The 6,982-nt window shown below is 41.8% G+C and carries 8 protein-coding genes; 6 read left to right on the plus strand and 2 right to left on the minus strand.

The window, feature by feature from the left end:
• The first annotated feature begins 61 nt into the window (after positions 1-61).
• The 6 genes from HUF13_RS16075 (at position 62) to HUF13_RS16100 (ending at position 5,617) form a co-directional block, all read left to right on the plus strand.
• A complete protein-coding gene (locus HUF13_RS16075; protein WP_173476058.1) occupies positions 62-1,108 on the plus strand; it encodes a hypothetical protein in 1,047 nt (348 codons plus the stop codon).
• Entirely contained in the window at positions 1,095-1,430 is a 336-nt protein-coding gene (locus HUF13_RS16080; RefSeq protein WP_173476059.1) for a TfoX/Sxy family protein, read from the plus strand. The genes HUF13_RS16075 and HUF13_RS16080 overlap by 14 nt, the downstream gene beginning before the upstream one ends.
• 81 nt (positions 1,431-1,511) lie before the next feature.
• Positions 1,512-2,258 carry a hypothetical protein gene (locus tag HUF13_RS16085; RefSeq protein ID WP_304039318.1) on the plus strand — a complete coding sequence of 249 codons (747 nt, stop codon included), beginning with the start codon at positions 1,512-1,514 and terminating at the stop codon, positions 2,256-2,258.
• Positions 2,259-2,457: 199 nt separating this feature from the next.
• Positions 2,458-3,180: a BRO family protein gene (locus HUF13_RS16090; protein WP_173476060.1), complete on the plus strand. Its 723-nt coding sequence runs from the start codon at positions 2,458-2,460 to the stop codon at positions 3,178-3,180.
• Between the two features lie 236 nt (positions 3,181-3,416).
• Positions 3,417-4,265, plus strand: a complete 849-nt coding sequence (locus HUF13_RS16095; RefSeq protein ID WP_173476061.1) for a hypothetical protein — start codon at positions 3,417-3,419, stop codon at positions 4,263-4,265.
• Between the two features lie 368 nt (positions 4,266-4,633).
• On the plus strand, positions 4,634-5,617 hold the full coding sequence (locus HUF13_RS16100) for a MoxR family ATPase (protein WP_074209293.1): 984 nt from the start codon (positions 4,634-4,636) through the stop codon (positions 5,615-5,617).
• 161 nt (positions 5,618-5,778) lie between these two features.
• On the opposite strand, the gene HUF13_RS16105 is transcribed toward HUF13_RS16100, so the two are convergent.
• Complete coding sequence (locus HUF13_RS16105) at positions 5,779-6,165, minus strand: hypothetical protein (RefSeq protein ID WP_173476062.1); 387 nt, start codon at positions 6,163-6,165, stop codon at positions 5,779-5,781.
• A 134-nt stretch (positions 6,166-6,299) separates the two neighbouring features.
• Positions 6,300-6,689, minus strand: a complete 390-nt coding sequence (locus HUF13_RS16110) for a hypothetical protein (protein WP_173476063.1) — start codon at positions 6,687-6,689, stop codon at positions 6,300-6,302.
• Positions 6,690-6,982: the final 293 nt, after the last annotated feature.

The raw sequence follows: 6,982 nt of genomic DNA on the forward strand, positions 1-6,982 counted from the left end.
TGGAGAACTTTGTCCTTGAAATTTGTATTATTTATGGTAAACGATTTGGAAGGAGTTTTTTATGAAATTTTTGAATCTTGTTAGTTTATTTTTTAGCTCTGTGGTGATACTTGCCTGTAGTGGTGGCGACGAGTCTAATCCGGTGGCAGATAATTCAAGGGAAAATTTTGTGGGGGTTAAGTACCCGCTAGTTCTGGATGAGGCGAATCGGAAGTTTTCAACTTATGAAGTGAGCCGTCATGATGTTTGCAAAGTTGATGATGACAAATACGAATTCGTGACGATGGTGGATACACAACATATTGAAAGGGATTATGATTTTAGAGGCGATACGCTTGTTATTTTCTATAGCGATGAAGATGTTAGAACGTATGGTCAAATATTTGTTGGTGGTAAAAATGGACAGATTAAGAATAAGTGGAAAATGATAAACTGCGAGTATGTTCAAGAAAGCAATTCGCTTGATTGCAGTGATGCAAAAAAATTAAGCAGCAGACAAAAAAATACAATTACATATTTTGAATTTACGCAGGATACTGTTTTTGCGTCAGTGACCGATTTGAGCGGTAAAGTAATAGACATGTATGCTCCGACAGAAAATGAATATGACGATTATACAAGGTCTTATTATATGGAAATGATTTTTAATATAATTGTTAAGACGAATGAAAATGTGGGGTTGGCTGGATTTGATGCACCGTGGACGGTTTTTGATGAAGACGGAAGTTTTGAATGGTATGTGCAAAATAATAACGTTGTTATTAATAGTAGAGATAAAAAGCATATTTCATTTGTGATAGATGGGCAGAATTTTGAGGTCGAGTTTACCAAGGCGAAGGACTTGCAGTATAATCGAGGAAGTTATACTGAGGTTGGTGCAATTTTGAAATCTGACAATGGAGTTTGTGTTTTGGATTATATGTCTGATCCAAAAATGACTCCGGAAATTTGTAAAGCAGAAAATGCTAAACTGATGGATTTTGCTACCACCTATAATAGCAAGGACTCGCTTTTGTATTATGGTGCGGATAGCTACCATATTGGTAATGCCGGTGAATTTAGGGACTGTATCGTTAATTTGGTGAAGAGTAAAAATGCCAAGTTCTGAAAAATTTCGTGATTATGTTTTGTCGCAGTTCAAGGGTGAACTGTTTGATGGTGGATTCCGCGTGACGACCCGTAAGATGATGGGCGAGTATATCCTTTATGCCGACGGAAAAGTTTTCGGCGGGATTTACGATGACCGCTTGCTGATAAAACCTGTGCCTGCGGCACTTGCGATGCTCCCGAATGCGAAAAAGCAATTGCCCTACGATGGCGCAAAACCGATGTTGCGTGTCACTGCTGAACAGATTGCAGACAGCGGCTTGCTTGTGCGTTTGCTCGACGCCATGCTTCCAGAGTTGCCTGCTGTGAAAAAGAAAAAGTAAATGACAAATCGCCTGATGGGCGGTTGAAATTTGCCGATGAATTACGTTGAAACTTTTTGAATTAAAGCTATTTTATATGTGATGAAGCGGTTGGCTTGTTTACTTGTTTTGGTTGTTGCGACATTGCTTACGGGATGTAATACAATGCTTGTTCATCCACCTTCTGCTTCGGCGTTTATGGAAAATGATAGAGATGGCTTTGTGCGCGATGCTTCAATTTCTGCTACAGTAGGGGGTGTGGCTTATGATTTTATTCCTAAAAAGTATGTGAAAAGAGAAGTAAATGAAGAATACAGCTATAGAGAAGAGGAATCTCCTGTAGAAATTGCTGTTTCGTTTCAGCGACGCTATGGATATTTTAAATACGGTTTTGGATTTGATTTATTATCACCTTATATACAGGTGGGGTTTGTTTCGGATTATTTTGGCGTGATGGGTTGGAGCAATCTTTGCTTGTGGCAATTTGAAAAAGTAGAACACAAGTATTTTCAGTGGGCGGGCGGTGTGTCTGTTATTGAACAGTTGCCGATAGGGAATGGCGTTCGCATTGGTTTGACGCAACATTTATCAAGAAATGGTCGTGAAAATATAGCTCATGGTATATATGACTTGGGCTTCAGCATTCCTACACCCACGCCTATATTCTACGATGAAATTGGTGGAGGTGCATATGTTTCATTTGGTGTTGGAACAGGAACAAATGTTGGTATTGAATTTCGGCTCGGAAGAGATCTAACGTATTATCGTTTTGATGAAAAAGAAATTGATGGTAACATTATAAGCGATTTCAACCGGTATACGTTTATGATTGATTTTCAAGGGTGGTAGTTTTTTGTTGGGTTATGTAAAATTTTTATGAACCCCTTGCCAACTTTTTAATATATAGATACATTAATGACTGCGCATCTCGCTATACAAAGGCGAGGTGCGTTTTTGCTTTAGTCATAATTTGATTTTGCAGGAACGCCTCTAATCATAAACTTGCCGCAAAAACGGCGTCGTATAATACGATTACATGGAGGCTATAATGAAGTCCGAAGAGATCAAGACTCTGTTCGAAAAGTTCCAAGCTATTGCTTGCGAATACCAAGGGGTGGAATGTTGGAGTGCTCGTGACTTGAGTACGTTACTTGGATATACTAAATGGGAGCGTTTTAGTAATGCTATTGAAAAGGCGAAGGAAGCCTGTAAAAATGCAGGCGAAATTGTAGATGATCATTTTCCCGGCGCCGGGAAAATGATCCATCTTGCAAAGGGGGCGGTACGTGAAGTTGATGACTATATGCTTACTCGCTACGCTTGTTATCTGATTGCTCAGAATGGTGATTCTCGCAAGCCGGAAATATCTTTTGCGCAGAATTATTTTGCCGTTATCCGTTCCAAGGGCGATCAGGCGTTGTTCAACATTGATACGAATCTCTTAAAGCGTAAGTATAATGTCCCTGCGAGTCGCCCGCTGGCAGATTTTTTGCCTACGGTAAGTATCAAGGCTAAGGATCTTGCTGCGGAAATGACTTCTGTCAAAACTCAAACAAAAAATCTTTTTGGACAAAAGAAAATTGAGAAGGAACATGTGGATAACAATCGCGCTGTCCGCAAAATGCTTCTTGATCGTGGTATTGTTCCCGAAAATTTGCCTGCAAGTGAAGATGTTAAGAAGGTGGCGCGTCGTTTGAAAGCGACTGACGCGTCTCTTTTGAAATTTCAAAAAAGAAAAAGTAATATCATTTTCCCGGTGTTGGAAAAATGATGTTTTTCAGATTGGGCAAGCACAGCTTGCCCAATTTGGTAAACGCCGTTTGCCAAATTCGTTTCTCCAGAGGGCGTTTTGTCATGCCCTTCTCAAATGTCGTTCCGGCTGGAACCTGTGCTGAGCGTAGTCGAAGTATGCGGAATCGCCTTTCTTATTTGAAATGCCTGATGGGCGGTTGAAATTTGCCGATGAATTACGTTGAAACTTTTTGAATTAAAGCTATTTTATACGTGATGAATCGGTTGACTTACTTAATTGTTTTGGTTGTTGCGGTGATGCTTGCGGGGTGCAGTTCTATAATGCGTCCGCCTTCGGCTACAGCGTTTATGAGCAGTTATGAAAAAGATACTGCTGTTGTAAATTTGAACCTTGCCTTGTATAGTGGTGATTTAGATAATCATGAAAAATATTATGATCATGATATAGAAAAGGATTTTAGTCATTCTGAATGGGTGCTTGATTTTTCTGAAATTGTTTTTTGGAATAAAGGATTCTTTTCGATTGGGTTGGGGGCTCAGTCGGTAACACCATTTGTACAATTGGGATTTGTATCTCCGTTTTTTGGCCTTTCCGCGTGGAGTTCTATTTATTCTCCTTTTAATAGTGGAAACTATTTGAGTGATAATTTCTGGAAAGATGTTTCCTTTGGTACGATGCTGATTCAACAAATTCCTATTGGAAACAAGGTAAAGATTGGCTTAACGGAACATTTTTCTAGAAATGGAGTTGAACGATACCTGTCTGAGGTAAAAGAAGGGTTCATGGCATTTTCTTTTCCAGAGCCGCATCCGCTGTTTTATTATGAAGTGGGCGGGGGAGCCTTTGCTTCGTATCGTTTAGAGGGTGTAACGATTGCTTTGGAATTTCGTTATGGTAGAGATTTAGATAATAAAAAGAATAGATTTGCTATAGCTTTGAGTGCTGTTGGTATGAAAGGTAAAAAAAGTGAAAATGAAAAAAAGCAAGAAGAAAACCGTCTGATGCAATTGGAAAAAGAAAAGGAAGAGGCTGAGAAAAGACGGAAAATGCGAGAATTGCAGTCTCTAGAAGAATACGAGGCAAGAGAAAAAACTTGGTTCTGATAATCAACGCTTTTATCTTGATTTTAGCGTGTTGTTTGATGCACAATTGTCGCGGCATTCGCCTTGTGGGGTTTTTAAGGGGGTGTCCCCTTAGGTGTGAGGGGGGGGATGGAAGACTTGCCCTAGAAGGAGGTGCCCGCTCGGTGGCGGGCATGACAATAGGGCAAGGCTGCAATCAGGGGGAGGCTTTCCCCTTCTGCTCCCTACAGTTTACTAGAATCGTTTGTTTTTTCCTAAAGATTTTAGTATCTTAATGAACGAAAAAATTCTCTCGTCTTTAGTCTCTCGTCTCTCGTCTTATTCGCGAAAGAAGATGGTTAAAAACGAAAGTGATAAAAATTTGAAGAAATACATAGAGAGGACTATAAATGGATATTCAGGAACTTTCGGAAAAGATTAGACAGCAGAGTTCTTTTTGCATGAACTTGTTGCATGAAGTTGAAGATACGGTGATTGGTCAGAAGGCGATGGTCGAAAGCATTCTGACGGGTATTTTGGCGGATGGCCATGTGCTTTTGGAAGGTCTTCCGGGCCTTGCCAAGACGACTGCGGTGAAGGCTTTTGCAGATGCTGTGTCGCTCGACTTCAAGCGTATCCAGTTTACTCCTGATTTGCTGCCGGCAGACTTGCTCGGTACGACGATTTATAACGCCCGCGAGGCAAAGTTCGAAACGCGCAAGGGTCCGCTTTTTACGAACCTTGTGCTTGCTGACGAAATCAACCGTGCTCCGTCGAAGGTGCAGAGTGCATTGCTCGAAGCCATGCAGGAACGCCACATCACGATTGGCGATGAAACGTTCAAGCTCGACGAACCGTTCTTGGTGCTTGCCACGCAGAACCCGATTGAACAGGAAGGCACGTATCCGCTGCCGGAAGCTCAGGTGGACCGTTTCCTCTTGAAGGTAAAGGTCAGCTACCCGAACAAGGCCGACGAAATGAAGATTCTCGATGCTGTTTCGGGCGCAGGACTTCGCCAGCCGAAGGCTGTCGCGACGAAGGAAGATATCTTGAAGGCTCGCGAGCTCGTGAAGCAGGTTTATGTGGACGAACGCGTGCGCGAGTACATCGTGAACTTGGTCTTGGCCACTCGTGATCCGGGTAGCATCAAGCGTAGCGACTTGGTGGGCTTTGTGGAAGTGGGCGCTTCTCCGCGTGCTTCTATTGGTCTTGCCCAGGCTTCGAAGGCTCATGCGTTTATCCAGGGCCGCGCTTATGTGACGCCGGAAGATGTGAAGGCTGTCGCGATGGAAGTGCTCCGCCACCGTGTGATTCTGAGCTACGAAGCCGAAGCTGAAGAAGTCACTGCCGAAACCGTCGTGCAGAAGATTTTGGACTCGGTTGAGGTTCCGTAATCTTAAGTACTCGCGAGAGTCGCGAGATCTTGTCATTCCCGCTATATGAAACTTTGAACTTTAGTTCTATTGTTGAGTTATGCTCTTTGAGTAGAAAGCGGGAATCCCCTTTTTGACATAAAAAAACAACGCCCTGCTTGGCGTTGTTTTTTGCTATTGGGCTATTCTTCGATGTTTTTGTAGGAGTGCTTGCCGAGGGGGTTGATTGGTGTTGTCGGTTCTTTGGGTTTGGCTTTGTTGCTTATGCTGTATTTGATTCCTTCGGCTTTGCGGATTTCTTCTTCGTAGGCTCTTTTGCCGCGCTCAAGCCCGTCTGTGGGGAGGTGAAACGCTTTGAAAATGGCGATGAGAGCGACTGTGCCTGCGTGCCAAATGTGCAAAGTGCCGATTGATTGGTGACCTCTACATATTGGGATTAGAAAAAGATTGCAAACTAGAATTCCCAAAACCGAGAGTACGCAGACGCCGATGGAAAATGCGAGGATGATCTGCACCCACCAGGGCGAGGTGGCAAAAACTTGATAAAGTGTGCTGAAAAAATTTTCCATTGATTTTTGTAAAGCTGTAGTTTGAAAGTTGAACGCAAGGAATGTTCATACGGTAAATATAAATTGATTTGAATTGTGCTTCGATTATCCTTGCGTTTGTTATCTTAGGTAATGGCGTGATGGCGCTTTCTTTATTACTCTTCAATATCTTTGTAAGAATGCCCGCTGAGAGTGGGATTGTCGTGAATTTTCTCTTTTAGCATGGCTTTTTGAAGAATGTTTTTATTAATGTTCTCCAATTTTCTGATTTTATCTTCATATATCATCTTGCTGCGTTCTAGACTGTCTGATGGAATATGGAATGTCTTGAAAATGGAGATGAGAGTTGTTACGCCTGCATGCCATACGTATAATGTTGGCAATTTGGGCACACGTACCCCGTACAACGGAATGAAAAATAGATCGCATAAAAAAATGGACAAAATTGAAAGAGCGCAAAGTCCTATGGAAAATGCGAGTAAAATTTGGACCCACCAAGGAGAGGTTGCCAAAATGTCGTACAATGTATTGAAAAAGTTTTCCATTTTGTAACCTCCTTTACATTAAATATAAAATAAAGTATTACTTGTAAAATAGTTATTTAATAATTACTTTATAAATGGGCTTATGGATATTCTTTGAAATAAAAAAGCCCCCGCAAATGATGTGAACCCCGAAAGTTGGACACAACTTTCGGGGTTTTCATGTATAAGAAACACACAGAAGAAGAGTGGGCAAGAGCCTTGGAAATGTTCCAAGAGGGATTTGGCCCTACCATTATATCAAGAACAACAAGCATAGACGAACGAGAACTTCGACGTCGATATAGGCAATACGA

The sequence above is a fragment of the Fibrobacter succinogenes genome (genome assembly GCF_902779965.1).
In the GTDB taxonomy this organism is placed as follows: Bacteria; Fibrobacterota; Fibrobacteria; order Fibrobacterales; family Fibrobacteraceae; genus Fibrobacter; species Fibrobacter succinogenes_F.